Source organism: Nostocoides japonicum T1-X7, assembly GCF_001046855.1.
GTDB classification, from domain to species: domain Bacteria; phylum Actinomycetota; class Actinomycetes; order Actinomycetales; family Dermatophilaceae; genus Nostocoides; species Nostocoides japonicum.
On record NZ_HF570958.1, the window covers coordinates 201,317 to 226,008 of the forward strand.

The following is a 24,692-nucleotide window of genomic DNA, read 5'->3' on the forward strand; positions in this document are numbered from 1 at the left end:
CGACGGCCGGGTCGTGGGGGCAGACTTCGGCCATGGACGACCTCTGGCCCCTGCCCGGCCCGGCCGCGGCCGAGGCGATCCGCGCCGTGTCCCAGCGGGTCCTGGCCGACATCGACGGCTTCATCGACATGCTCGCGGCCCCGGCCCGGCTCGCCCAGAACGCCCCCGCCCTGGAGTCCGATGCCTCGCTCATGGAGGAGGACCTCGAGCTCGACCGGTCCGAGCTGCTCCAGTGGCTCACCTCGAACATCCAGCACCCCGGGCGGCGGGTGGAACCCTACGTGGGGCAACGGACCAGCGAGTACCTCGTCGACCTCGCCTCCCGGGGCATCCGTCCGGACTTCGCCGCCGGCTGGCGGGCTGCTCTCGGGGTCGGATGGCGCCGGTGGGTCGAGGAGTGCCTGTCGCTCGACCTGGACGCAGCGGTGCTCGCGGACGTGCTCGACGTGTCGGCGCACGCTCTCGTCCAGTACGCCATGGACTCGATCCGGGTCATGCAGGAGGCCAACCTGCAGGCCGCCGGCGGGCGTACCGACGCCGACGCCGTGGCGATGATCCAGCTCATCGCCAGCGGTGCCGCCGTCGCGCGTGACCTCGCCGAGGGCCGCCTCAACTACCGCCTCGCGCGGCAGCATCTCGCCCTGGTCATCTGGGCCGAGGAGCCCGGGCAGGACGCCAGCCTCGACGCCCTCATCGCGCAGCTGCGCGCCCTCGTGGAGCCGCGCTGTGCCCTCGTGGCCCGAGGCAGCTCCACGTCACGCTGGATCTGGTTGTCCGGCAACGCCATTCCCGACCGCCACGCGATCGAGCGGACGGTGAGGTCCTGGGCCGGGGGGCACGCCACCATGGGGCGCCCGGGCAGTGGGCTCGATGGCTTCAGCGCGAGCCACCAGGACGCTCTGGCCGCGCAGGCGATGATCGTCCGGCTCGGGTCCCAGCAGCAGTTCACCTCGTATGCCGATGTCGAGCTCATCGACGCCCTCACCAAGGACCGGGCGAGCGCCCGCCGGTTCGTGCGCAAGACCCTCGGTCCGCTCGTCGACGGTGACGAGGTGCTCCGCGAGGCGCTGCTGGCCTACGTGCAGAGCGGGTTCAGCACGACCCAGACCGCGGCCAACCTCTATGCCCACCGCAACACCGTCGAGCGCCGCGTCTCGCGAGCCAACGAGCTGTCCGCGGTGAAGGTCGAGGACAACCCGACCTACGTGGCGGCGGCCCTCATGGTGCTGGCCCTCGCGCCCGACATCGTCAGCGACTGAACCCCGCTCCTCGGGTCATCCGTCCGGGTCATCGGCCCGCGGTGCATGGTGCACCGCGAGCCGGACCGTCAGGTGCCCGCTGCCGTAGCCCCGCAGTCCGCTCGCGCGCGACCGTTGATCCCTCACCACACCGACGGACACGAAAGGGCGCCACCGATGTCGCGCGAGTTCACGATTGCCGAACGACGAGGCGTCCTCGGCCTGGGAGCGGTCGCGACCGTCGTCGCGCTCCAGCGGTCCCGAGGTCGCAACGCCCGCTTCGGCTTGCAGCCCACACCCACCCGGGTCCGACCAGCCCGGCGGTCGCGCCGGGACGACCCGCGGCCGAGCGTCGCCACCCCGGGTGCCGACGAGGGCGGGGCCTCGACCCGGCCCGACGGCCCGGTGACGAGCCGCTGGGCGGTGTTCGCAGCCTTCGGCCTGCTGGCCGCCGCGAGCCAGATCCTCGTCGTCCAGTACGCACCGGTGACCGCCGACGCCTCCCGTCACTTCGGGGTCTCCACGGCCGACGTGGGCTGGTTGACCCAGGTCTTCCCGCTCGTCTACGTCATCCTCGCCATCCCCGCCGGGCTGGCCCTCGACCGGTTCTTCCGGCCGGCCCTCCTCCTCGGGGCGACCCTCACCGCCGTCGGCGCCTTCCTCCGACTCGTCCAGGACGACTACACCTGGGCGTTCATCGGTCAGGTCGTCGCGGCGGCCGGTCAGCCGCTGGTGCTCAACGCCATCCCGGGTCTGGCGATCGCCTATCTCGCGGCCAAGGACCGGGCCGCCGGCATCGCGCTCGCCTCCTCGGCGACCTTCGGCGGGATGCTCGCCGGGTTCCTGCTCGGATCCTTCATGCCGGGCGAGCACAACATCCGCACCCTCACCATGATCACCGCGATCGTGGCCATGGACGCGGCCCTCGCGCTCGGGGCGGCGCTGCACTTCGTCAAGCCCCTCCCCGGTGCCGAGACCGTCGTCTCCGGTGGCCTGCGGACGCTCCGGTCCGCCCTGCGCAACCGCTACCTGCGCCGGCTCTGCGCCCTCGTCTTCATCCCCTTCGGCACCTTCCTCGCGCTCGCCACCTTCGTCCAGCCGCTGCTCGAGCCGGCCGGCGTCCACGAGTCGACCGCCGGCCTCATCCTGGCCGTCACGATGGTCGCCGCCGTCATCGGCTGTGGGGTCGTCCCGGTCTGGGCCGACAAGCACCACCGCGAGATCAAGCTCATGGGGCTGGGCATCGCCTTCACCGCGGCGGCCTGCCTCCACCTGGCCATCGTGCCGAGCGGGCCGGTGGCCTTCGTGGCCCTCGCCGGCGTCGGGTTCTTCCTCCTCCCGGCCCTCCCGATCGTCCTCTCGCTGAGCGAGCGGCACGTCCCTGAGGCCGAGAACACCGCAGCTGCTCTCGTCTGGATGGCCGGCAACCTCGGCAGCGTCGTCGTGGCCACCGCGGTCGGGTTCGTCGTCGACAGCCCGACGATCGCCTTCCTCGCCCTCGGCGGGATCACCGTCCTGGCCCTGCCCCTCCTTCGCTGGTACCAGCGACTCGAGGACGCGCCGACCAGCGCATCCGGAACATCTGACAGGAGCGACCCATGACCCTTTCCCCGTATGCCGTGATCGACCCCACCTCCGGCGAGGTGGTCAGGGAATACCCCGTCGCCACGGACGCCGAGGTGGAGGCCGCCCTGGCGAGCGCCGAACAGGTCTACCGCGATTGGTCCAGGGGTGACCTCGCCCACCGGGGTCCGAGGGTGCGGGGGCGGTCATCGTCGAGACGGCCGGCCGGAACCTCAAGAAGGTCGTCCTCGAGCTCGGCGGCTCCGACCCCTTCATCGTCCTGTCGACCGACGACCTCGACGCCACCGTCGAGGCCGCCCTCGACGCCCGCTTCGAGAACACCGACCAGGCCTGCAACGGCGCCAAGCGGTTCGTCGTCGCGTCTCCATCGGCAGCCGAGGAGCATTTCGGTCCGGTGGCGACCATCTACCGCGCCCACTCCGAGGCCGAGGCGATCGACCTGGCCAACCACACGGCATACGGCTCGGTTCCTACGTCTTCACGACCGACCCCGAGCAGGCCGCACGGGTCGCCGACCGGATCGAGGCCGGCATGGTCTACGTCAACGGGGTGGGGCTCGACGCTGCGGACCTGCCCTTCGGCGGCATCAAGCGCTCCGGCTTCGGACGGGAGCTCGGCGGCCTCGGCATCGAGGAGTTCGCCAGCCACAAGCTCATCCGCACGGTCGCGTCCTGATCGACATACAGCCACCAGAACGCCGGCGCTTCAGGGAGGTCCATCATGACCATCGAGTTCGACGCCGCCGTCTTCCGCGCACCCAACGAGCCCCTCACCGTCGAGCGGGTGTCCGTCGCATCGACGCCACCGCCGGGTGACGTGCTCGTCCGGGTGAAGGCCAGCGGCCTGTGCCACAGCGACCTGCATGTCATCGTCGGCGAGTGGGAGGCGCCGACCCCGATGATCCTCGGACACGAGGGCGCTGGGGTCGTCGAGGCCGTCGGCGAGGGCGTCACCGGTCTGACCGAGGGCGACCACGTCGTCCTGTCGTGGACCCCGTCCTGCCGCCGGTGCCGTTACTGCGTCTCCGGGCGGCCGGTGCTCTGCGACCTGGTGAGCGAGCACTCGGCCAACCACCTGTCCTTCGACGGGAGGACCCGGGTCGGCGCCGCGGCCGGCGAAGAGGTCTTCAGCTTCGCCGGTCTGGGCACCTTCGGTGAGTACGTCATGGTGCCGGCATCGGCCGCCATCGTCGTCGGACCGCAGGCGCCCTTCGAGCAGGCCTCGCTCATCGGCTGTGCCGTGACGACCGGCGTCGGTGCGGTCGTCAACACCGCCAAGGTGCGACCGAGCGAGGTCGTCCTCGTCATCGGCTGCGGCGGCGTGGGACTCAACGCGGTCCAGGGCGCTCGACTCGTCGGCGCCCGCATGATCATCGCCGCCGACCTCTCTGACGCGCGGCTGGAGCAGGCCCGCCACTTCGGCGCGACCGACGTCGTCAACACGGGCCGGGAACCCCTGGCCGATGCCGTCGCCCGGCTCACCGACGCCCGGGGCGTCGACGTCGCGGTCGAGGCCATCGGACTCGCGCAGACCATCGAGGCGGCCTACGGATCCTTGGCCCGGGGCGGCCGCGCCGTCGTCGCCGGTCAGGTGGCCGACGGGGTGCGGATCTCCATCGACCCTTTCGTCATGTCCGACTCCGAGCTGCAGCTCATCGGGTCCAACTACGGCTCCAGCCGGGCCGACACCGACTTCCCCATGCTCGTCGACCAGTACGTCAACAAGCGGATCGACCTGGACTCGCTCGTCACCCGGCTGATCACCCTCGACCAGATCAACGACGGCTTCGACGACCTCGTGCGCGGGGTCGGCATCCGCACGGTCATCAGGTACTGACGCGATGACCGCCTCGATCCCGGGGACGAGCCCCACCACACTCGTGGCCGCCTGACGGGCCCGCGTCGCCGCCCGGCCGGACGGTGTCGCCGTCACGTACTTCGACGGTCGGCTCACCGCCGCTGAGCTGGACGAGGAGTCCGACGCCCTGGCTGTCGCCTTCGCCGAGCGGGGCACCGGTCGCGGTGACCGGGTCGGGTTGTACCTGCAGAACATCCCCCAGTTCGTCGTCGCCCTCCTGGCCCTGTGGAAGCTCGGCGCGACGGCGCTCATCCTCAACCCCATGTACCGCAGGGCCGAGTTGCGGCGGCTCGTCGACGACGCGGGGGCCACCGGTTTCGTATGCCGCGACGCCGACCTCGAGGAGTCCCTCGAGACCCTCGCGGGCAGCAGTGTGCGGTGGACGGTGACCACCTCAGACCGGGACTACCAGACGCGCAACGACCCACGGGTCCTCCCGGAACTCACGCATCCGACTGCGTCGCCCGCCAACGATCTACGTGCTCTGGTCTCGGCTCGTCTGGGCCAGGGCCCACCAGGCCTGGAGCTCACCGGTGACGACATCGCCCTGTTGACCTACACGTCGGGGACGACCGGCCCGCCCAAGGGCGCGATGAACACCCACGCCAACCTCGTGGCCGTCACCTCGACGTATGCCGCGTGGACCGGCCTGGAGTCCGGTGACGTCGTCTTCGCGATGGCCCCGCTGTTCCACATCACCGGCGCCGTCGTCAACGCGACGGTCGCGCTGCTGGCCGACGCGACCCTGGCGCTCGCCGGTCGCTTCCACCCCGAGGTCGCGCTGGAAACGTTCGTCGAGCAGGGCGTGACGACGACGATCGGCTCGATCACGGCATACAACGCGATGGCGGCCGTCCCCTGGGTCGGCGCCGATCACTTCGCGAGCGTCAAGGTGCTCTGCTCCGGCGGCGCGCCGATTCCCCCCGCCACGGTGGAGCGCTTCGAGGAGCGCTTCGGGCACTACATCCACAACGCCTACGGGATGACCGAGACCTCGTCGGCCGTCATCGTCGTGCCCATCGCCTCGCGGGCTCCCGTGGAGTCCGCGAGCGGAACTCTGGCGATCGGCATGCCGCTCCCCGGGCTGACCGCCCGGGTCGTCGCCCCCGACGGGACGCCCCGACCGCCTTTGCAGCAGGGCGAGCTGGAGCTCACCGGGCCGCAGGTCGTGCCCGGCTACTGGCGCCGTCCGGAGGACACCGCGACCACGATGCCGGGCGGCCGGCTGCGGACCGGAGACGTCGCGATCATCGACGCCGAGGGGTGGGTCTACCTCGTCGACCGGCTCAAGGACCAGATCAACGTCTCGGGCTACAAGGTGTGGCCGCGGGAGGTCGAGGACGCGTTGTACGAGCACCCCGACGTCCGTGAGGTCGCGGTCGTCGGCGAGCCCGACGAGTACCGCGGCGAGAGCGTCGCGGCCTACGTCTCGCTGCGGGCCGGCGCTGTCGCGACCCCGGAGTCCCTCGTGGCCCATGCACGGAAGCGACTCGCGGCCTACAAGGTGCCGCGCCGGCTCGAGATCATCGACGAGCTGCCGAAGGCCCAGACCGGCAAGATCCGCCGCAACGTCCTGCGCGACCGGGGCGCGAAGCCGTGACGGCGCACCAGGATCGGACCGCTGCCCCGGCCCCGCAACGGCTGCGCGGACGGACTGCGATCGTCACCGGCGCGAGCCGCGGCATCGGACTCGCGATCGCCTGTCGGCTGGCTGCCGAGGGCGCCGACGTGGCACTCACCGCGCGCACGCCCGAGACCTTGGCCGAGGCCGTCGACCTCGTCGCTGCCGCCGGGTCGGGCGGTCGCGTCCGCGGTTTCGCCGGCACGGCCGACGACCCGGGCCACCAGGCCGAGGTCATCACCGGCGTCCTGAGCGACCTCGGTCGGCTCGACGTCCTCGTGCTCAACGCGGGGATCAACCCGGCATACGGCCCGCTCCTCGATCTCGACGTCGCGGCGGCCCGCAAGATCCTGGAGGTCAACGTCCTCGCGCCGCTGACCTGGTTGCAGCGGGCGGCGTCCGCCGACCCGGTCGGGTTCGCGACGCGGGGCAGCGTCGTCACGATCACCTCGGTGACCGGCGACATACCCTCGCCGGGGATCGGGATGTACGGCGTGAGCAAGGCCGCGCTCGCGCACCTGACGAGGACCCTCGCCGCCGAGTGCGGCCCCGGTCTTCGGGTCAACGCCGTGTCGCCGGCCGTGGTCAGGACCCGGTTCGCGCGGGCGCTCTACGAGGGACACGAGGAGGAGACGGCCGCGGCATACCCGATGAAGCGGCTCGGCCATCCCGACGACGTCGCGGCGGCCGTCGCCTATCTCGCGTCCGACGACGCCACCTGGGTGACCGGCGAGGTCCTCACCGTCGACGGCGGCCTCGCCGTCGCTGGTGGCACGGCCTGAAGACTCTGTCCGACAACCATGTCCATCATCCGCACGACGCTACGGAAGACGAGGGCACGATGACCGACCATGACCGCCTCCCCCTCGCGCAGTACCTTGCCGAGGTCCGTCCGTTCCGGATCTACGACGGCACGAACGAGACCCACAAGTGGGCCATGGCCCGGCGGGCGTCGAGCCGTCGGGAGCGCGAGATCGCAGACCAGTCGAGGCCGTCGTGACCACCGAGCCCGACGGCGTGGAGGTCGTCCAACGGCAACGGGACGCGTGCGGCCTGACCCATCAGCCACTGCTCGTCCTCGACGCGGTCCGGGACCTTCTCGACGCGCACGGGATCGGGGAGGGGCCGATCGCGTGGCAACGGATCGGTGCTGGGCAGTCCAATGTCACCTATCTGCTGCGTCGCGGGCCGCGCCCGCCCCTGCCCCGGTCGGCGCACGACATGGTCCGGGAGGCCCGGATCCAGCAGCTCGTGTGCCGCGAGGGCCTCCCGGTCCCGGAGATCCTCGCCGTCTGCGAGGACGAGTCCGTGCTCGGCGTGCCCTTCTACGTGATGTCTGCGCTCGACGGCGAGGTGGTCACCGACAGCCTTCCGACCGCGCTGGACTCCAGGTCTGATCGTGCCGCGATCGGAGCGGTCGTCGTCGACATCTTGCTGCGGCTGCACTCCGTCGACGTCACCCACGGTGAGCTGTCGGCCTTCGGCCGGCCCGACGGCTACCTCGACCGACAGGTCACCAGATTCGCCGGCCTGTGGAGCGTCAACAGTCGCCGCGAGCTGCCCCTCGTCGACGAGCTCGCGCAATGGCTGAGCCGTCACCGACCGATGAGCCAACGCCCGGCCCTCGTCCACGGCGACTACCGCATCGGCAACCTCATGTTCGAGCGCATTCCTCCCGCAAGGGTCTTGGCCGTCCTCGACTGGGAGATGGCTACCCTCGGCGACCCCTTGGCGGACCTCGGCTACCTGACGGCGACGTGGTCCGAGCCGGGCACGATGCCGACGCCGCTGCACCTCTCGCCCGTCACCGGTTTGCCTGGGTTCGCCACGACGGCCGACCTGACGGAGCTGTATGCCGCAGCGTCGGCGCTCGATCTCACGCCGCTGCCCTGGTACCAGACCCTCGCCCTGTGGAAGGCGGCGATCTTCTGCGAGGCGATGCACACCCGCTGGCTGGACGGCGAGCGCCCGGGCGATGAGTTCGCCCCGGCCTTGGCGGACGGGGTGCCGCTCCTGCTGGAACAGGCTCTGCGGCATGCCAACGAGCTGTGACCCCGGACGGACTCAGCCAGCATTCTCCACCGAGTCCAAGTGTGCGCACGACCCGTGGGCCGCCAGGTCTCGGCGCCCTCCTTTGGCGGCCAAGGCCCGGACCGGAAGGTCACCCATCGACAGCAGGCCGGGCGGCGCCTCGATCACCGCGGCCGCGGCGTTCACAGCTGCTGCGATGGTGCTGAGGAAGGAGTCGAATCCCACGGACGAGCGCAGTTCGATGACCTGCTCCTCGCCGACAATCTCGTAGTCGTCTCCGGCGGTGACGCTATCGGTCGACTCGAAGAACCCGAACATGATTTCCAGGTCGATCACCACCTGCCCGTTCACCAGGCCGCGCGCGGCGTGCGTGACTGCTGAGATCTGGCCCGGCTCGATGCGCACGTGGTCGCCATCGCGCGGCGACGACGTGACAATCGTCGCGGCAACGTCGTCGACCTCGATGGCGTCGAGGTCCCAACCGAGCCCGGCGGCGAGTGCGCCGATGGCCTGCTCGAAGCCGTGGTGCCCGAGCACCTGGCCGCGCCTGCGGTCTTGGTCGAACTGCGTCGGCGTCAATCCCAGACCGAACTTGGTCAGGATCGCGCCGTAGCGGGACATGTTGGTGCGACGACGGATCCGCACGCTCAGCGCGCGTTGCGTCAGAGCGGTGAGCAACAGAGGAAGCGTGTCCATCAGGACGCCTGGGTTGGCTCCGCTGCCGAGGACGGTCACGCCATGCGCGGTGGCCGCCTCATGCAGTCTGCGTGCCAACTCGGGGTGGCTCTCCCACGGATAGGCGAGTTCCTCGCAGATGCTGATCACGTTGTACGAGCGCTCAAGCAGCGGAACGAGGGTGTCGGCCACCTGTGCGAGATCCGAGGTCGTAGCGACGACGGCGAGGTTGGCGGCCGGCAGTGTGGTGGGCGAGCTGGTGACGACGACCCCATTGGCGGTGCCACCCAGCAGAACCCCGAGATCCTGCCCGACAAGGCGCGGGTCTTGGTCGGCTGCTCCCACGACATCGACGTCGATGCGCTGCAGCAGTGACGTGGCTATCGCACGTCCGGTGGCGCCGAGTCCAATGACGACAACCTGGTGACTGCTCATGATGGGTCCTTGCCGGGGTTGGGCGCACCGAGCAGCTGCTCCAGCGCGAGGGCGGTGGACTCGATGTCGGACGAGGTGTGTGCCGTGCTGAGGAAGACCTTCCCCGACGGCATGAACTGGTGGCCACGACGGAGCATGCCGGCGAGGATCTCGCCCCAACGACCGCCGGTTCCGTGCAGTCCGGTGGCCCCCGAGCCGGGGACGTACTGCAACAGCGAGCCGATCCGGCGCAGGCTGCCGCCGTCGGGGGCGGCGTCGAGGATCCCGCCGATCCGGTCGTGGAAGGTCGCCGAGATCGCCTCGAGCGCGGCATACAGCCCCGGCTCCGCCAGGGCGCCCATCGTCGCCTCGACCGCGGCGAGCGCGATGGGGTTCGCGTTGAAGGTGCCCGCGTGGGTCACCCCGGACGTCACCTGGTCGATGAGGTCGGCGCGACCGACGACGGCGCTCTGGGTGAAGCCGCCGGCCATCGCCTTACCGAAGACGGACAGGTCGGGCCGGACCCCGAAGCGTTCGGCGGCCCCGCCTCGGGCGATCCTGAACCCCGCGATCACCTCGTCGAAGATGAGGACGACGCCGTGCCGGTCACACATCGACCGCAGGGTCGCGAGGAACTCCGGCGACGGGACCTCGACCCCGGCGTTGCTCATGATGGGGTCGACGAGGACGGCCGCGAGGTCGCGCTCGACCGCCTCGCCGAGGATCCGCTCGACCTGGGCGACGTCGTTGAACCGGGCGACGACGAGGTCGTCCAGGACGCTCGGTGACTGGCCTCTGCTCGCGGACATCGCGCGCTCGTCGACGGCGGACCCGGCGGAGTCGGACGCCTCGTCCATCGCGGCATACACCGTGTCGTGCCAGCCGTGATAGCTCTTGGCGAACTTGAGGACCCGGCGTCGACCGGTCCCGGCTCGCGCGAGGCGCAGCGCGACCTGCACCGCCTCGGTCCCGGTGTTGCTCCACAGCAGTCGCTCCCCGTGGGGGACGGCCGCGAGCACGGCCTCGGCCGCCCGGTGCTCCATCTCGTGTCCGGTGCCCACGACCTGCATGCGGGGCAGCACCTCCGCGACGGCCTCGATGATCCGCGGGTCGCTGTGGCCGAGGACCATCGGCCCCCAGGCCATCACGTAGTCGACGTAGCGGTCGCCGTCGAGGTCCCACACGTGGGCGCCGCGCGCCGCGCGCACGAACAGCGGGTGCGGCTGCATCGCCGCGCGAAGGCCGGAGCCCACCCCGCCACCGATGCTCAGCCGGGCACGCTCGTATGCCGCGCGCGAGGAGTCCAGGGCCACGGTCACCCTCCGTCGATGGGGGCGAGGGCTCGTCGACCGCTCCCACGACGGGTACGCCACCGGGCGCGGGTCGTGCGGACGAAGCGGTTGACGGCGTCGCCGACGCGGTCGAGCGCCCAGATGGTCCGCAGCGAGACGGGGTCCAGCAACACGATCGGGGGGAACTTGTTCGTGTCGGTCCAGACCACGTCGAGATCCTCGGGTGCGCGCCCGTCGACGATGAGGTCGGCGATGAGCGACCCGATGTAGGGCGCCTGACACAGACCGTGACCGTTGCAGCCGATGGAGTAGTAGACGTTGTCCTCGACCCGCCCCGCGACCGACAGCCACGAGGCGGTGATGGCGATCCAGCCGCCCCAGGCGCGCTCGACGGCCAGGCCGGCCAGCGATGGGAACATCTCGTCGACCGCCTTCGCCAGGTCACGCACGAGACTCGGGTCGGGAGTCTTGTTCGTCGGCAGCGGGTAGGCCGGACCGCGCTCGGCACGGCGGACCCCGAAGACGAGGGTGTTCCGCTCGGTGAGCCGGTAGTGGGTCATGATCTGGTGCTGGGTGATGACGCCCGAGCGGCTCGTCCAGCCGAGCGCGGCCAGCTTGTCCGCCGGGATCGGCTCGCTCTCGGCCTCGATGACGTAGAGCGGGAGCGACAGGTTCTTGGGGGTGGTCTGCCAGTCACCGGCATACGCATTCGTTGCGATGACAACGCTGTTGGCGTGCACGCTGCCGTTCGCCGTGACGATGTCGACCGCCCCGTGGCGCCGGCGCACGTCGATGACCTTCGTGCCCTCGAAGACCCGCGCACCGGAGGCCAGCACGGCTCGTCGGACGCCGGCGGTCAGCTTGCGCGGGTTGAGCATCCCGCCGACGTTCTCTCGCATCCCGCCGACGAAGCTGCGCGGGATGCCCAGTTCCTCGCTGGTGCCCACCTGGCCGTGCCCGCCGAACCGCTTGAAGATCGCGGCAAAGGTCTTGACGCGCACCATCTGGATCGGCGACACCGCGCCCCACACGAGGCCGTTGGGGACGTACTCGCAGTCGATGTCGTGGGTGGCGATCAGGCCCTCGACGTAGCGGCCGGCGTTCTCGGCGAGCCGGACGATGCCGGGCATCTTCTTGTGGGTGAACAGGGTCAGCAAGCGCAGGTCGCCACCGGGGGCGCCCGCGATCTGCCCACCGTTGCGCGAGCTGGACCCGTAGCCGCAGAACTCAGCCTCGAGGAGCACGACGTCCCGTCCTCGTTCGGCCAGGCGCAGGGCCGTCGCCATCCCGCCCATGCCGCCACCGATGACCGCGACGTCGCAGCTGAGGTCGCCGTCGAGCGCGGGCCGGAGGTCTGTCGGCGGGTCGCCCCAGCCAGAGAAGGTGAGGTACTCGACCTGGTCCGTCCTCATGCGGCGGCCCGCGCACCGTCGCGGTCGACGACCTCGTTCGACACGTTGTGGTCGTGGAGCGCCTGGTAGGCCAGGAAGTAGACCAGGCCCTGCCCGGCCCAGGTGGTGAGGGCGGCGGTGTAGAAGATCGTCCGGTTGGCGTCGTCGAAGGGCAGCGGGAAGAAGTCGTAGGTCAGGGCGATCACGGTTGCCGCCAGGGTGACCAGTGCGGTCCAGCCGGCCAGCCGATGGGAGCCCGCCTCCCACAGTCGCTTGACGAAGTAGGCGAGGAAGGGGAGCGTCGCCAGGTTCATCAGCAGGTAGAAGGTCGCGGTCGGCACGTGCAGCGTGTCGTCGTGGAACGGCGCGAGAAAGTATGCAGTGACGAGCGTCAGGGCGAACACGCCGACGTCGACGGCGACCGGAGGACGGTAGCGGTGGGTGACCGCCATGAGACCCAGGACGAGGATCAGGGTGATCCCGAACGACCGGGAGAAGGCGTCGAGGACGTAGGAGACATGCAGGAAGGCATCTGGATGCGATCCTCCGAAGAGGGATCCCACGAGGAAGTTGGTGGCCGAGACGCCGACCACCATCCACTCCACTCCGAGCAGGTAGTTGTGGTAGCGCCGGATGAAGCGCCAGCCGAAGAAGAAGCCGATGAAGATCAGGGCGACATCGGCCAGGAAGAAGAGAATGTCCCTCACGGTGGCGTTCCTCTCGCGTTCACTACCGCGGGCGGATTGTCGGCTCCTTGATGGTCGTGGCCGGGTGGCCCAGACCGCCTCTCGCGCCTCGCGCCCTTGCGGTTCTGATCGGTCGTTCCGATCGGATACCCCAGTGTCGGAAGGCACTTCGCAACGGGCAATGTGCTGGCTGCACCAGGACTTTCCGCGCGGGGTGCAGTCGGCACCGCCTGCCCCTCGGGACCCGTCGGGACGTCAGAGCGCCACCTCGGCGCGATCGACCCGCTGCGCGACGCTTACCACGAGATGATTCCCAACTCGCGCCAACCCGCGATCCCTGTCGTCGGGAACTCCTCGACACCGCGTCCCCACACCGCCGGCCCAAGGACGGAAGGTATTGAGTGCGCTGGCCCGGTAGGTTCGTCGGCTCAGTTCTGCCCGCGACGAGCTGCGCCCGAGAGTTCGCCCCGCACGATGGTGGCCGCCTCGCACGAGAGTTCTCGCCCTGCACGGGAGTGTTGGCCATGTGGGCCCATCCAGTGCAGGGCGACCACCCGACCGGTTGACCCTCTCGCCCGCCGGAGGGGTGTGCTTGGGATCCCGGGGACGCGTCCCCGAGGACCGTCCGCTGGCTGATCGACCACAACCAGCTCGACGTCGCCCGCTCCCTGGACGTCAACCCGGCTCACATCCTCAATCCGACATCGCGGGTGCCGACCAGACGCCACCGGCTCACTCCGACAGACCGCGCCCGAGACCGGGCTGGCTAGCGAGTGCCGATTCGGCCCGGTTGAATACGGTCTCCGCGCCAGCAAGTGAATTGGAGCGGATGGGACCCCGCCACCGCGTTGTCCAGGCGGTCGATGTGTCCTTCGTGCAGGTCATTGGAACTGTCGGCGTGGATCTGCAGCCGTGCCCGGAAACCCCCGACTCTGGGCAAGTTCAGTGACGCCGGACTGGCCTGCGACGTCATCGACGGACCGCATCTGATGCCCAGCGGGCCGGCTGAAGGAGTCACTGGGCCGAAAGTTCCCCCCTTGCCGTCAGCGCCCGCCCCAGCGCAGCGAGGGTGTCGGGGACGATGGCGTAGTAGGCCCACTTCCCTCGTTGCTCGCGGGTGACCAGCCCGGCCTCAACCAGCAGCCGCATGTGGTGGGACACCGTCGGCTGGGACAGCCCGACCGGGCCGGTCAGGTCACAGATGCACGCCCCACCGGTGCCGCTGGCCGCGATGAGCGACACCAGCCGCACCCGGGTAGGGTCGCCCAGCGCCTTGAACATCCGCGCCAACTGCTGAGCCTGTCCGACATCCAGGGCGCCGCCGGCGACCGGCGAACAGCACACCGCCGCGGCGGCCTCGACGGGGGCGATCGTCAGGACGGTCCGGGACGGCATACCCGCTATCCTGCCACAATCCATTGACAGATCTCGATGCGTTGTGGTGACATCTCACCCATCGATGATCCTCTATCCGATGGAGTGCATGTGATGTCCGACGAGCTGCGTGAGCAAGTGCGGTCCCGGTATGCCGCGGCCGCGACGGCGGTGTCCGGGCAGGGCCGGACCGCGTTGACGGCGCTGGGTGCGCCAGCGGTGACGGCGTGCTGCGGCACGTCCGGCGACGACTGCTGCGGCGGCCCGGGCACCGAGGTCGATGAGTCCTTCGGTGCCTCCCTGTACAGCGGCGAGGAGCAGGAGCTGCTGCCGGTCGCGACGGTGGCGGCGTCGCTCGGCTGCGGCAACCCGCTGGCCGTCGCCGACCTGCGCCCCGGGGAGCGGGTCCTGGACCTGGGCTCGGGCGGCGGCATCGACGTGCTGCTGTCCGCGCGGCGGGTCGGGCCGACCGGCTTCGCCTACGGGGGGGACATGACCGCCGAGATGCTCGCCTTGGCCCGTGCCAACCAGGCCAGCGCGGGCGCGACGAACGTGGAGTTCCTCGCCGGCACTATCGAGGACGTCCCGCTGCCGGATGGAGCGGTCGACGTGGTGATCTCCAACTGCGTCATCAACCTGTCCACCGACAAACCCGCCGTGCTCGCCGAGATGTTCCGCGTCCTGACCCCCGGCGGGAGGATCGGGGTCTCCGACATCGTCGCCGAGGACCACCTGAGCGCCGCCGACCGGGCCGAGCGCGGCTCCTACGTCGGCTGCATCGCCGGCGCCCTGTCCCGCAGCGAGTACCTGCAGGGCCTAGCCTCTGCCGGGTTCGCCGAGGCTACCGTGGAGTTCACCCACCAGGCCGCGCCCGGGATGTACGCCGCCATCGTGCGGGCCACCAAGCCCCACCGATGACCCGACCCGACACCGCCACGACGACCGCCGCCACAGAGCGGCCCGCCGTCGCCGGTCGGCTGTCCGGTCTGGACCGGTACCTGCCAGTGTGGATCGGCGGCGCCATGGTCACGGGGCTGCTCGCCGGCCGGCTGATCCCCGGCCTGGACGGGGTCCTGTCCGCGGTGCAGGTCGGCGCGATCTCCCTGCCCATCGCCGCCGGGCTGCTGATCATGATGTACCCCGTCCTTGCCAGAATTCGCTACGACCGCCTCGACGCGGTCACCGGCGACCGGCGGCTGCTGGCCGCCTCCCTGACCCTGAACTGGCTGGTCGGGCCGGCACTGATGTTCACCCTCGCCTGGCTGATGCTGCCCGACCTGCCCGCCTACCGCACCGGTCTGATCATCGTCGGCCTGGCCCGGTGCATCGCCATGGTCATCATCTGGAACGACCTGGCCTGCGGCGACCGCGACGCCGCCGCGGTCCTGGTCGCCCTCAACGCAGCCTTCCAAGTCCTCACCTTCGGCGCACTGGGCTGGTTCTACCTGACGGTGATGCCCGGCTGGCTCGGCCTGCCCACCGACCACCTCCACGTGTCCGGATGGCATATCGCCGCCTCCGTGCTGGTCTTCCTCGGCATTCCCCTGGCCGCCGGGTACACCACCCGCCACGTCGGCGAACACGCCCGCGGCCGGCCCTGGTACGAAACCACGTTCCTACCCCGGCTCGGTCCGTGGGCCATCTACGGGCTGCTGTTCACCATCGTCATGCTCTTCGCCCTCCAAGGCCACCAGATCACCAGCCATCCCCTGGACGTGGCCCGCATCGCCATCCCCCTACTGGCCTACTTCGCCCTCATGTGGGGCGCTGGCTTCGCCACCGGGCACCTCCTCCACCTCGGCTACCCCCGCACCACGACGCTGGCCTTCACCGCCGCCGGCAACAATTTCGAGCTGGCCATCGCCGTGGCCATCGCCACCTTCGGCGTCACCTCCGGCCAAGCCCTCGCCGGCGTCGTCGGACCCCTCATCGAAGTCCCCGCCCTGCTTGCCCTCGTCTACGCCGCCCTCGCTCTTCGGGGCCGACTCCACCCCGACCGAACGCACGCGTAGGAGACCTTGTGACCACCCCTCCCTCGGTGCTGTTCGTCTGCGTCAAGAACGCCGGCAAATCCCAGATGGCCGCAGCCCTCGCCCGCCACCACGCCGGCGACCGCCTCATGGTCCACTCCGCCGGCACCCGCCCCGGCACAACCCTCAACACCGAGACCGTCGCCGCCCTCAACGAGATCGGTGCCACCCTCGACGATGAATACCCCAAACCCCTCGAGCCCGCCCTGCTCGACACCGTCGACGCCGTCATCATCCTCGGCGCCGACGCCCACCTCCCACACACAGGCGCAGCACCAGTCCAGCGGTGGGACACCGACGAACCCTCACAACGAGGCGTCACCGGAATGCCACGAATGCGGCTCATCCGCAACGACATCGACCAACGCGTCCAAGCCCTCATCCATCAGCTCTTGGCGACCTGAAGCCCCACTCAGAAGCCCACCCCGACGGGGCCAAGTCAGCCCGTCACCCCGGGGCCAAATTTCAGCCGATATGCGTCCCCAGGGGGTGAGGACGACCAAGCGTGTGACCTGATAAGAAGGGATGCATCATCCGGCCACCACGCGCGAGCCATCGCCCGAACCACGTACCTGTGGGGCCAGCCGCTGGTCAACATGCACAACCGGCTCTCGATCATGCCCCGGCTGCCCGGGCCTCCCCTGGCAGCGTCGGGATGCTGCGCGACGACATCACCCCCGAGGAGCGGCTGGTCGCTTGTCCCAACCAGGACCTCGTCTACGGGTTCGGCGTCATCGACGCTCACGCCGGACCCTCCGTCGTCCAGGTCCCCGACTTCGGCGACCGGTTCTGGGTCTACCAGGTCGTCGACCAGCGCACCGACTCCTTCGTCCGCCTCGGGGCCATGTACGACACCACCCCCGGGCTGTACCTGCTCGCCCACGTCGACTGGGACGGCGAAGTACCAGACTGCATCACCGACACTTTCCGGTTCGACACCCGCATCGCCGTGTGCATCCCCCGAATCTTCATGGACGACACCGACGCCGACCGCGCCGCGATCCAGCCCATCATCAACCAGGTCATGGTCTACCCGCTCGATCAGTACACCGGCCAGCCCCAAACCACCGACTGGGCCCAGGCCCCCACCTTCCCCGTAGGCGACGCCACCGGCAGCGAGCAGGAGACCCAGTGGGTCGACCCCGAACAGTTTTTCACCCTATTGCCCGAGGTCCTCACCGACGTCCCCACCCGCCCGGCGAGGAGGCCCTCTACGCTCTCGTCGCGAGCCTGCTGGAGGCCGCCGACGACGACCTCGACATCGCCGCCATCACAGACGAAGCGATCACCACCCAAGACACCCTGCTCGCCGAGTTGTTCGAATTCCGCAACATCGGCGTCCCCGTCGCGCCGACCACTGGAGCACCCAAACCAACTGCGCCGAGCGGCCCCGGCAGTCTCCTTCGCTGAGTCCCCTTCCGTAGCTGTGGACGGCGCGATACGTGGAGGACTTCCCGGTCTCTTGATGAGTGGCTCGACCGGCTGTAACCCTCGACGATCCCGGGTCATCACCGGAAGCGTGCCAGGCATGCCCTGGCTTTGCTGCCCGCCGAGCAGTGTGTCGGGGGTGTGTGGCCCCAGACGAGCGCGCCGAGAGGTCGTGGATGCCGCGCGGGGCGTGCTGTTCGCCGCACTGGACGGTTGACCTGGGGTCTCCCCGTTTGGGACGGTCGAAGCCACCCGGCTGCGTCAGTCGATAAGACCGGCGGCACGGGCAGCGGCCACGGCTCCGGTTCGGGAGGTGACGCCGAGCCGAGTGTAGACGTGGACCAGGTGCGACTTGACTGTTGGCTCGGTGACGTGCAGCCGGGCGGCGACCTCGGCGTTGCTCAGTCCCTCGGCGACGAGCCGCAGCACCTCCAGCTCGCGAGCCGTCGGGGACACGTCTGGTCGGCGGACCCGTTCCAGCAGTCGCTTGGCGACGGTGGGGGCGAGGGCTGTCTCACCCGCGGCCGCCGCTCGGATGGCGGCGAACAACTCCTCGGGGCCGGCGTCCTTTAGGAGGTACCCGCTGGCGCCGGCCTCGACGGCACCGAGGATGTCGCCGTCGGTGTCGTAGTTGGTGAGGACCAGGACGTGCGGGCCGCCGGGCTGCTCCCGTAGCCGCCGGGTGGCCACCGCGCCGCCCGGGCCCGCCCCGAAGCGCAGGTCCATGAGGACGACGTCGACCTCACCCCCACGGTTGACCGCCTCGTCGGCGGTGGCCGCCTCCCCGACGACCAAGAGCTCCGGCTCAGGGTCGAGCAGCGCTCGCAGACCGGCCCTCACGACGGGGTGGTCGTCGGCGATGAGGACCCTGATCAAGTGGATGTCCTGACTCCGGGCAGGCGGACGGTGAGGGTTGTTCCGCGGTCCGGGGCCACGTCGAGGTCGATCCGGCCAGACAGCTGGTCGACGCGTTCGCGGATCGCCCGCAGCCCGAACGAGTCGCCGTCGGTCGGGTGCCGCGCGGCGCGCTCGGCGTCGAAGCCGTGCCCGTCGTCGCTGACCTGCAGGACGACCTCGTCGGCGTCCCTGGTGAGCCGGATCCGGGCCGACCGGCCGGCGCTATGCCGCACGACGTTGGAGACGGCGCCTTGGGCGATGCGCAACAGCGCCGTCTGGGTTTCGGTCGGAAGGTCGAGGTCGTCGGTGGCCTCGACGGTGACGGGGATCCCACTCACCGCGGTCGTCTCGGCGCCCAGTCGGTGCAGCGCCCCGGCGAGCCCGGCCTCCTCCAGCGGTCGGGGGGCCAGCTCGCGGATGATCCGCCGGATCTCGGTGAGGTTGTCCCCGGCGCTCGCGCGGGCCCGGCGGATCGCGTCGACCCCCGGCCCGTCGGGGTCGGCGCGCTCCGCGGCGTGCAGCAGCAGCTGAATGCTGGACAGGCCCTGGGCCACGGTGTCGTGGATCTCCCGGGCCAGCCGGGCACGCTCGCCGAGGGCGCCGGCCCGCCGCTCACTGGCGGCGAGCTCGTCGCGGGTGGCGATGAGCTCGGCCAGGATGGCAGCCCTCTCAGCCTGCTGTGCGGCCATGGCCCGCAGGGTCAGGCCGACGACGACGGCGACGGTGGCGGCGACGAGCGGACCGACGACGCCGCCCACCGTCCACCGGTCGTGAGCCGCGAGCCCCACGATGGCGACGAGGGTGGCGACACCGACGCAGCCGAGCGCCCAACCGGTCCGCAGCAGGTGCAGATACAGGAAGAACAGAGGAAAGACGAGGTAGGCCGCGTCCGGGGTGAGCGCGAGCAGCACCATCCACAGCGCAGACAGAACTGCCAGCCAGGCTGGCGCGGGCCACGGGCGACCGTCGGAGACCTGGGCCACGGGGTCGGCAAGCAGATAGACCAGCAGGAGCACCGCCGCCGTCGCGATGACGAGCCCGACCCGGGCGCCACCGTCGAGGACCGCCCGGCCGACGGCGAAGGCGACGAGGGCGGCGAACAGGGCGTGCAGGGTCAGCCGGACGGCGGCATACAGGTGGCCCAAGGTCGTGTGCGGCATGACTCGTCCAGGCTACGGGGGCGGGTGATCCGCGCATCCATCGAAAGGCGGAGTCGCGCCTCCGCCTCATGCCGCGCCTCACACCATCCCTCGCCCGATGCTCCGCAGCCCGGCCCACGCGATCGTGGAGGGGCAGCCCGGCCAACCGAGGCGCCTAGCCCGAACCCTCACCAAGGAGCACCCATGTACGTCGCTTGGCGCGAGCTGCGCGCAGCGCGAGGACGGTTCGTCCTCGTCGGTGCCGTCGTCGCCCTCATCACCCTGCTGGTTGGCTTCCTCAGCGGCCTGACCGGCGGCCTAGCCAGCCAGAGCGTATCCGCCGTCCTCGCCGTCCCGACCGACCGGATCGTCCTCGCGGCGGGTGGCAGCGACGGCCCATTACTGGACCGGTCCAGCCTCAGCGCCTCCACTGCCACGGCATACCGCAACGCCAGCGGCACGCACGCGGTGCGGCCGCTGGGCATCAGCCAGCTCACGGCGTCGCGCGCCGGGACCGACACCGCGGTGGCGGTCATCGGCGGCGAGCCCGGGTGGTGGACGATGCCAGCGAGAGACCACACCGTGGTCCTGTCCCGGTCCGTCGCGGACGACCTGCACGTCGCGGCGGATGACAGCGTGTCCCTCGCCGGCGACACGTTCACCGTCGAGGGGGTGGTCCCCGACCTCTGGTACAGCCACACCCCTGTCGTCGCGGTCACCATCACCGACTGGCGCGGTCTCGCCGCGCGCACCTCCTCGACCACGCCGTATGCGACGGCGCTCGCCGTCGAGGGCAGTCCGGACTGGGCGTCGCTTGCCGCCACGACGCAGACGGTGGCCCGGTCGCCGCTGCGCTCGGTGACCGCAGTCGGCGCCTTCCGCGGCGAGATCGGCTCTCTGGCCCTCATCATCGGCATGCTCGTCGGCATCTCCGCCCTCGTCGTCGGCGCCTTCTTCGCCGTGTGGGCTGTCCAACGGCGCGGCGACGTCGCGGTCCTCAAGGCCCTGGGCGCCTCCCGCTACGCGGTGCTGCGTGACGCCATGGCCCAGGCCCTCGTCGTGCTCGTCGGGGGCGTGGCGCTCGGGCTCGCGCTCGTCGCCGGGCTGGGGCTCCTCGCGCGATCGGCCCTTCCGTTCGTCCTCAACGCCGCGACGACGCTGGCACCCGGGCTGCTCGTCGTGCTGGTCGGGGTCGTCGGCGCCGCGCTGTCCCTGCGGCCCGTCCTCACCGCCGACCCGCTGACCGCCCTAGGGAGCGCCCGATGATCCGGCTCGACAAGGTCACCCTCACCTATCCCGACGGCGACCGACGCCTGGTCGCCGTAGACCACGCCATCCTCACCATCGAGCACGGCAAGGTCCTGGGCGTGACGGGCCCCAGCGGCTCGGGCAAGTCCAGCCTGCTGGCCCTCGCGGCCCTGCTCATTCGGCCCGACAGCGGCCGGGTCGTCATCGACAACGTCGACACCAGCACCCTCGACGGCGACGCCCTGGCCGCGTTGCGCCGTGATCGCGTCGGCATCGTCTTCCAGCAGCCCAACCTGCTTCCCGCACTCACCGCCCGCGAGCAGCTGGTCGTCATGGGCGAACTGTCCGGGCCGTCCTCGCGGGCCCACCGCGCCGCGCGCCGGCGCCGCGCCGACGCTCTGCTGGACGCGGTCGGGCTGCTCGGGCAAGCCGACCGACGTCCCGCAGAGCTCTCCGGGGGGCAACGGCAGCGGGTCAACCTGGCCCGAGCCCTGATGAACGAACCGAGCCTGCTCCTCGTCGACGAACCAACCAGCGCCCTGGACCGCGAGCGGGGTGCGGCGGTCGTCGACCTCGTCGTGCGGCTCACGCATCAGCTGGACGTAGCGACCCTGCTCGTCAGCCACGAGCAGTCCGACCTCGACCGCGCCGACGCCGTCCACACCATGGTCGACGGACGCCTCCGGGACGACCGGTCACTGTTGTCCCGGCCACGTCGGGAAGAGGACGCATGCACGACGGATGAGCGCGCACACGCCAGCAGCGCCGCTGGCTCCACGACGCACCGCGCGCTGCCGCGGGCCGAACGGTCACGTTGATGCCGGCGCCTGCGGACTTGCGGTGGGGTTCTTGACCCGTCGAGCTGACGCGCTGCAACTGCGCCCGACCTTTACGTCCCCGACCAGCATGAAAGCCAGAGTTCCACCGCCTCTTCGGCTTCGAAGACCGTTTACGAGGGCGCCGAGATCCCCTGCTTCCTGGCCATCGGCCACGGCGACACCCTCATCGGGCTACGACAAGCGCGTCCCGGTGTTGCGCAAGCACGGGTTGAACTTCAACTGACGCACCATCGACCCCGCGCGGCGGATCAGCGGCTGTACAGGCTTCAGGCACCACGCCAGCATCGCACAGGCTGTCCTGGGCGGTGGGTGTCATCGTCGCCTCCTTGCGGTGAGGTGTCGGCTCGACGCTGGCCCCGATCACGGCTGGGCGGGCCGGAATCTGTGGACACGGGCAGCAGTCAGAGGCTGGGTCCGCGGCGCGCGTGCTGGGACGGTCGCTGCTCGGGCTCGGTGAACCGCAGCCGGGTCGGGATCTCCTCCGGCTCGAGCACAGCGACGGGATCGCGGCGGCGCGAGGCCAGGGCCGCATCCGCTCGTAGCGACGTAGCGCGTCGATGTAGGCCAGCCTGTCCGGCAGATCCCAGTCATAGATGGCCGGAGGAGCCGACGACGGCTGCGTCACCAGGTGGACCAGGTCCGCCAGTAAGCGCGTGGACCGACCGTTGCCGTCGGCGAACGGATGGATCCTGGTCGTCTCGGCGTGCACGACCATCCCGAGGATGTGGGCTGTCCAGTCGGTGGTGTTCTCCCAGCGGTACCGGATCGTCTCCAAGCCCGCTCTCAGTTGGACCGAGATCTGCTCGGGTTCGACCCCGATGGACAGCTCACGGATCCGAAGGCGCCCGCCCCACGTCCAGACGTCGGCGCACAACCGCCGGTGCAGATCCCGAATGAAGTGGTCGCCCAGGAGGGCATCGAGGTCGACGTCGCCGCCCCGGGCATCGGCCAGAAGCTCCTCGCGCACGCCGACCTCGATGGCCTGCTCCAGGTCCTAGACGTCCACCTTCGTGGGCTCTGCCGGCATGCCGCGCGTGCCGCCGGCAGGAGCGCGTCCAACTCCTCATGCAGCAGGGGCGTCTCCCCGTAACCAGGATCCATGCATCGTGCCAGCGGGACGCGTTGCGGGGGGCCCACCGAGACTTCTCGACGCTCGCAGCGGCATACGCCGCCGTCGCCGCAGACCGGACGTACGTCGCCTTGACCTCCCGGTCCTCCAACGTGGCCGACGCCCTCGTCGAGGCCGCAGCGGCGCGCTTGACGTCGGTCGCAGCGACCGTCCGTCTGGTCATCGCCAGCCTCCTCAGTTCATCGTGGGCCTGTGCGTTTCCAACGTAGTCGGCACCGCAACAAGTCCCGCCACACCGACAGTCCAGGCCCTCATCTCCGTGAAGGTCAGAGTCATGGCCAAGGCTCCTCGTTCCGTCGGGCCACGGGAGAGCCAGGCTCACACATTGCCCGCCTGCCGATCTCGGGAGGCGCAGGGGTTCCTTCCGCGCTGGAGTTCCTGCCATGGTTCGAGGATGATGATTTGGGGCCGGAGCCGTCGATCAGGCATAGCAGCACAAGGTGCTGACGACTGGACAAGTCTGGGCGCGTTGCTTCCCCACCCTCCACAACCCCAAGACGGTGACGATCTCCTCTGGCGCGAGCTGGAGGCCTACCTGCGCTTCTACGATGCGGCCGCTTGGCGAGCGCGGATCTGGTTTCAGATCCTCAAGGTCATCGCGCTCCTAGCCGGTGCGGCCGTCACGGTCCTGGCTGCCATCTCGGCGCCGGCCGGGCTGACCGCGTCCATCGGTGCTGCCATCGTGGTGCTGGAGGGGACCCAGCAGTTGTTCCAGTTCCACGCAAACTGGCTGAGCTACCGCAGCGCCGCGGAGGCATTGCGTCAGCACGCGTTCGCGTACGTGGCGGGTGTCACGCCATACGACGACCTGACGTCCCGCCGACAGCAGCTCGCTGCGGCTCTGAGCACGATCGTGTCCAAGGAGGTGGGCACCTGGTCCACCACGATGCTCGCGACCCCAGCCACCGGGGATGCCGCCACCCACTGAGCTCCCGAGCGGTCACGGCGTGACTACTGGTCGACTGCCGGTGGTGTGACGCAGCTGCGCTTCCATCGCGTCTGTCGTGGGAACCTGGCCGACGCACAGGCAATGGGGCGCGTCGGACCCGTGGACGGTGACGCCGACCGTGCTCACCAGGCTGGTCCTGGGGCAGGGGCCTCTTCCGATTGCCTGTCGGTGGGGCCGACGGACCCCCAATGCCACCGCTGATGCGAGAAGTGGGGGCTGCGCGAGCACGACCAGCACGGGGCCGGTGTGGCACTGGGTGTCCGTCGGTCGTCGACGATGCGGCGGGTACACAGTGGGCCGAAGTGACGCAGCTGGATATGGACCGGTGTCTGGGAGCCGGCAGGAGATCGCCCATGATCCCGGCGTGGATCCGTCGACCATCCGACGGTGGCTGGCATCGGGAGCCCTTCCGCCTCCCGATGCCCGAGATGCCTATGGACGGCCCCTGTGACTCAAAGGCCGCCTCGATCACTCGGCCGCCACGCCGGCCTGGCGCGTCGTCCTGACTGCGGCGCGCGGTCGCGGTCACTTGCACACCATCGGTTGGTGCGCCATCGAGAGAGCTCACACCGGGACACGCCGCTTCCGTGGCACAGGCCGCTGCGAGGGCTGTGGAGAGGAGGTGGAAATCCTGCCTACCGCTTCGGGACGTGATGTCACGTGTCTGGGTCGTCGCCTGTTCGACGGCAGACCTCGCACGTCGAAGGCCTAGACAGCAACGGCAGAGCGGAGCTGGCGAGGGGACTCGAACCCCTAACCACCTGTTTACAAGACAGGTGCGCTACCGATTGCGCCACGCCAGCGGATCCGGCGGACGGCGAGCGTCCTCCGGAACGCCGTCACACTACACAGTCTCTCGCCGGCGGGGAT

At 70.4% G+C, this 24,692-nt stretch carries 22 protein-coding genes, 1 tRNA gene and 2 pseudogenes; 16 read left to right on the forward strand and 9 right to left on the reverse strand.

Annotated elements, in window-relative coordinates; genetic code table 11:
- Positions 1–32 precede the first annotated feature (32 nt).
- The 9 genes and pseudogenes from BN12_RS00960 (at position 33) to BN12_RS00990 (ending at position 8,352) form a co-directional block, all read left to right on the forward strand.
- Complete coding sequence (locus tag BN12_RS00960) at positions 33–1,259, forward strand: PucR family transcriptional regulator (RefSeq protein ID WP_048549642.1); 1,227 nt, start codon at positions 33–35, stop codon at positions 1,257–1,259.
- Between the two features lie 156 nt (positions 1,260–1,415).
- Complete coding sequence (locus tag BN12_RS00965) at positions 1,416–2,840, forward strand: MFS transporter (RefSeq protein WP_048549643.1); 1,425 nt, start codon at positions 1,416–1,418, stop codon at positions 2,838–2,840.
- A 145-nt stretch (positions 2,841–2,985) separates the two neighbouring features.
- Positions 2,986–3,497 (forward strand): annotated as a pseudogene (locus BN12_RS23555) (aldehyde dehydrogenase family protein); the annotation flags it as partial.
- A gap of 45 nt (positions 3,498–3,542) precedes the next feature.
- Positions 3,543–4,658, forward strand: a complete 1,116-nt coding sequence (locus BN12_RS00975) for a Zn-dependent alcohol dehydrogenase (RefSeq protein WP_048549644.1) — start codon at positions 3,543–3,545, stop codon at positions 4,656–4,658.
- Positions 4,659–4,728: 70 nt separating this feature from the next.
- Positions 4,729–5,850, forward strand: a pseudogene (locus tag BN12_RS00980) (class I adenylate-forming enzyme family protein); the annotation flags it as partial.
- A gap of 39 nt (positions 5,851–5,889) precedes the next feature.
- On the forward strand, positions 5,890–6,279 hold the full coding sequence (locus tag BN12_RS25960; RefSeq protein WP_327152693.1) for an AMP-binding enzyme: 390 nt from the start codon (positions 5,890–5,892) through the stop codon (positions 6,277–6,279).
- The gene (locus BN12_RS00985; protein ID WP_048549645.1) at positions 6,276–7,082 is read left to right on the forward strand and encodes an SDR family oxidoreductase; all 807 of its coding nucleotides are present in this window, start codon (positions 6,276–6,278) and stop codon (positions 7,080–7,082) included. Before BN12_RS25960 ends, BN12_RS00985 begins: the two co-directional genes overlap by 4 nt.
- Before the next feature lie 59 nt (positions 7,083–7,141).
- Positions 7,142–7,300: a hypothetical protein gene (locus tag BN12_RS24200; protein ID WP_157635277.1), complete on the forward strand. Its 159-nt coding sequence runs from the start codon at positions 7,142–7,144 to the stop codon at positions 7,298–7,300.
- A complete protein-coding gene (locus tag BN12_RS00990) occupies positions 7,297–8,352 on the forward strand; it encodes a phosphotransferase family protein (protein WP_048549646.1) in 1,056 nt (351 codons plus the stop codon). The genes BN12_RS24200 and BN12_RS00990 overlap by 4 nt, the downstream gene beginning before the upstream one ends.
- 12 nt (positions 8,353–8,364) lie before the next feature.
- On the opposite strand, the gene BN12_RS00995 is transcribed toward BN12_RS00990, so the two are convergent.
- The 5 genes from BN12_RS00995 to BN12_RS01015 form a co-directional block, all read right to left on the reverse strand.
- A complete protein-coding gene (locus tag BN12_RS00995) occupies positions 8,365–9,441 on the reverse strand; it encodes a dihydrodipicolinate reductase (protein ID WP_048549647.1) in 1,077 nt (358 codons plus the stop codon).
- Entirely contained in the window at positions 9,438–10,739 is a 1,302-nt protein-coding gene (locus BN12_RS01000; RefSeq protein WP_200901115.1) for an aspartate aminotransferase family protein, read from the reverse strand. The genes BN12_RS00995 and BN12_RS01000 overlap by 4 nt, the downstream gene beginning before the upstream one ends.
- A complete protein-coding gene (locus BN12_RS01005; protein ID WP_048549648.1) occupies positions 10,736–12,124 on the reverse strand; it encodes an NAD(P)/FAD-dependent oxidoreductase in 1,389 nt (462 codons plus the stop codon). Before BN12_RS01005 ends, BN12_RS01000 begins: the two co-directional genes overlap by 4 nt.
- Positions 12,121–12,810, reverse strand: coding sequence for a hypothetical protein (locus BN12_RS01010; protein ID WP_048549649.1), 690 nt, complete (start codon positions 12,808–12,810; stop codon positions 12,121–12,123). The genes BN12_RS01005 and BN12_RS01010 overlap by 4 nt, the downstream gene beginning before the upstream one ends.
- 993 nt (positions 12,811–13,803) lie before the next feature.
- A complete protein-coding gene (locus BN12_RS01015; protein WP_048549650.1) occupies positions 13,804–14,184 on the reverse strand; it encodes an ArsR/SmtB family transcription factor in 381 nt (126 codons plus the stop codon).
- A gap of 93 nt (positions 14,185–14,277) precedes the next feature.
- Here BN12_RS01015 and arsM point away from each other — a divergent pair, with 93 nt between their 5' ends.
- The 4 genes from arsM (at position 14,278) to BN12_RS01035 (ending at position 17,838) form a co-directional block, all read left to right on the forward strand.
- Positions 14,278–15,081: an arsenite methyltransferase gene (gene arsM, locus BN12_RS01020; protein ID WP_048549651.1), complete on the forward strand. Its 804-nt coding sequence runs from the start codon at positions 14,278–14,280 to the stop codon at positions 15,079–15,081.
- Entirely contained in the window at positions 15,078–16,175 is a 1,098-nt protein-coding gene (gene arsB, locus BN12_RS01025; protein ID WP_048549652.1) for an ACR3 family arsenite efflux transporter, read from the forward strand. The genes arsM and arsB overlap by 4 nt, the downstream gene beginning before the upstream one ends.
- A gap of 8 nt (positions 16,176–16,183) precedes the next feature.
- Entirely contained in the window at positions 16,184–16,597 is a 414-nt protein-coding gene (locus tag BN12_RS01030; protein ID WP_048549653.1) for an arsenate-mycothiol transferase ArsC, read from the forward strand.
- A 251-nt stretch (positions 16,598–16,848) separates the two neighbouring features.
- The gene (locus tag BN12_RS01035; RefSeq protein WP_053079920.1) at positions 16,849–17,838 is read left to right on the forward strand and encodes a DUF1254 domain-containing protein; all 990 of its coding nucleotides are present in this window, start codon (positions 16,849–16,851) and stop codon (positions 17,836–17,838) included.
- A 44-nt stretch (positions 17,839–17,882) separates the two neighbouring features.
- Here BN12_RS01035 and BN12_RS01040 read toward each other — a convergent pair whose 3' ends face one another.
- Positions 17,883–18,497 carry a response regulator transcription factor gene (locus tag BN12_RS01040; RefSeq protein WP_048549654.1) on the reverse strand — a complete coding sequence of 205 codons (615 nt, stop codon included), beginning with the start codon at positions 18,495–18,497 and terminating at the stop codon, positions 17,883–17,885.
- Positions 18,494–19,678, reverse strand: coding sequence for a sensor histidine kinase (locus BN12_RS01045; protein WP_048549655.1), 1,185 nt, complete (start codon positions 19,676–19,678; stop codon positions 18,494–18,496). Before BN12_RS01045 ends, BN12_RS01040 begins: the two co-directional genes overlap by 4 nt.
- A gap of 183 nt (positions 19,679–19,861) precedes the next feature.
- Between BN12_RS01045 and BN12_RS01050 the strand changes: the two genes are divergently transcribed.
- Both BN12_RS01050 and BN12_RS01055 read left to right on the forward strand, forming a co-directional pair.
- On the forward strand, positions 19,862–20,923 hold the full coding sequence (locus tag BN12_RS01050; protein ID WP_048549656.1) for an ABC transporter permease: 1,062 nt from the start codon (positions 19,862–19,864) through the stop codon (positions 20,921–20,923).
- Positions 20,920–21,723, forward strand: a complete 804-nt coding sequence (locus tag BN12_RS01055) for an ABC transporter ATP-binding protein (protein WP_083454310.1) — start codon at positions 20,920–20,922, stop codon at positions 21,721–21,723. The genes BN12_RS01050 and BN12_RS01055 overlap by 4 nt, the downstream gene beginning before the upstream one ends.
- 184 nt (positions 21,724–21,907) lie before the next feature.
- Here the strand turns inward: BN12_RS01055 and BN12_RS01060 are convergent, their stop codons facing one another.
- A complete protein-coding gene (locus BN12_RS01060) occupies positions 21,908–22,711 on the reverse strand; it encodes a Fic family protein (RefSeq protein WP_048549657.1) in 804 nt (267 codons plus the stop codon).
- A gap of 556 nt (positions 22,712–23,267) precedes the next feature.
- Between BN12_RS01060 and BN12_RS01070 the strand changes: the two genes are divergently transcribed.
- Positions 23,268–23,801: a DUF4231 domain-containing protein gene (locus BN12_RS01070; RefSeq protein ID WP_162233013.1), complete on the forward strand. Its 534-nt coding sequence runs from the start codon at positions 23,268–23,270 to the stop codon at positions 23,799–23,801.
- A 751-nt stretch (positions 23,802–24,552) separates the two neighbouring features.
- Here BN12_RS01070 and BN12_RS01075 read toward each other — a convergent pair.
- Positions 24,553–24,625: transfer RNA gene (locus BN12_RS01075), tRNA-Thr, on the reverse strand.
- Positions 24,626–24,692: the final 67 nt, after the last annotated feature.

Excerpts from the sequence above, each read along its gene's own strand:
- BN12_RS00960 (WP_048549642.1), top strand. The coding sequence starts at position 33 with ATGGACGACCTCTGGCCCCTGCCCGGCCCGGCCGCGGCCGAGGCGATC.
- BN12_RS00965 (WP_048549643.1), top strand. The coding sequence starts at position 1,416 with ATGTCGCGCGAGTTCACGATTGCCGAACGACGAGGCGTCCTCGGCCTG.
- BN12_RS00975 (WP_048549644.1), top strand. The coding sequence starts at position 3,543 with ATGACCATCGAGTTCGACGCCGCCGTCTTCCGCGCACCCAACGAGCCC.
- BN12_RS25960 (WP_327152693.1), top strand. The coding sequence starts at position 5,890 with ATGCCGGGCGGCCGGCTGCGGACCGGAGACGTCGCGATCATCGACGCC.
- BN12_RS24200 (WP_157635277.1), top strand. The coding sequence starts at position 7,142 with ATGACCGACCATGACCGCCTCCCCCTCGCGCAGTACCTTGCCGAGGTC.
- BN12_RS00995 (WP_048549647.1), bottom strand. The coding sequence starts at position 9,441 with ATGAGCAGTCACCAGGTTGTCGTCATTGGACTCGGCGCCACCGGACGT.
- BN12_RS01005 (WP_048549648.1), bottom strand. The coding sequence starts at position 12,124 with ATGAGGACGGACCAGGTCGAGTACCTCACCTTCTCTGGCTGGGGCGAC.
- BN12_RS01015 (WP_048549650.1), bottom strand. The coding sequence starts at position 14,184 with ATGCCGTCCCGGACCGTCCTGACGATCGCCCCCGTCGAGGCCGCCGCG.
- arsM (WP_048549651.1), top strand. The coding sequence starts at position 14,278 with ATGTCCGACGAGCTGCGTGAGCAAGTGCGGTCCCGGTATGCCGCGGCC.
- arsB (WP_048549652.1), top strand. The coding sequence starts at position 15,078 with ATGACCCGACCCGACACCGCCACGACGACCGCCGCCACAGAGCGGCCC.
- BN12_RS01035 (WP_053079920.1), top strand. The coding sequence starts at position 16,849 with ATGCTGCGCGACGACATCACCCCCGAGGAGCGGCTGGTCGCTTGTCCC.
- BN12_RS01045 (WP_048549655.1), bottom strand. The coding sequence starts at position 19,678 with ATGCCGCACACGACCTTGGGCCACCTGTATGCCGCCGTCCGGCTGACC.
- BN12_RS01050 (WP_048549656.1), top strand. The coding sequence starts at position 19,862 with ATGTACGTCGCTTGGCGCGAGCTGCGCGCAGCGCGAGGACGGTTCGTC.
- BN12_RS01055 (WP_083454310.1), top strand. The coding sequence starts at position 20,920 with ATGATCCGGCTCGACAAGGTCACCCTCACCTATCCCGACGGCGACCGA.
- BN12_RS01070 (WP_162233013.1), top strand. The coding sequence starts at position 23,268 with ATGATGATTTGGGGCCGGAGCCGTCGATCAGGCATAGCAGCACAAGGT.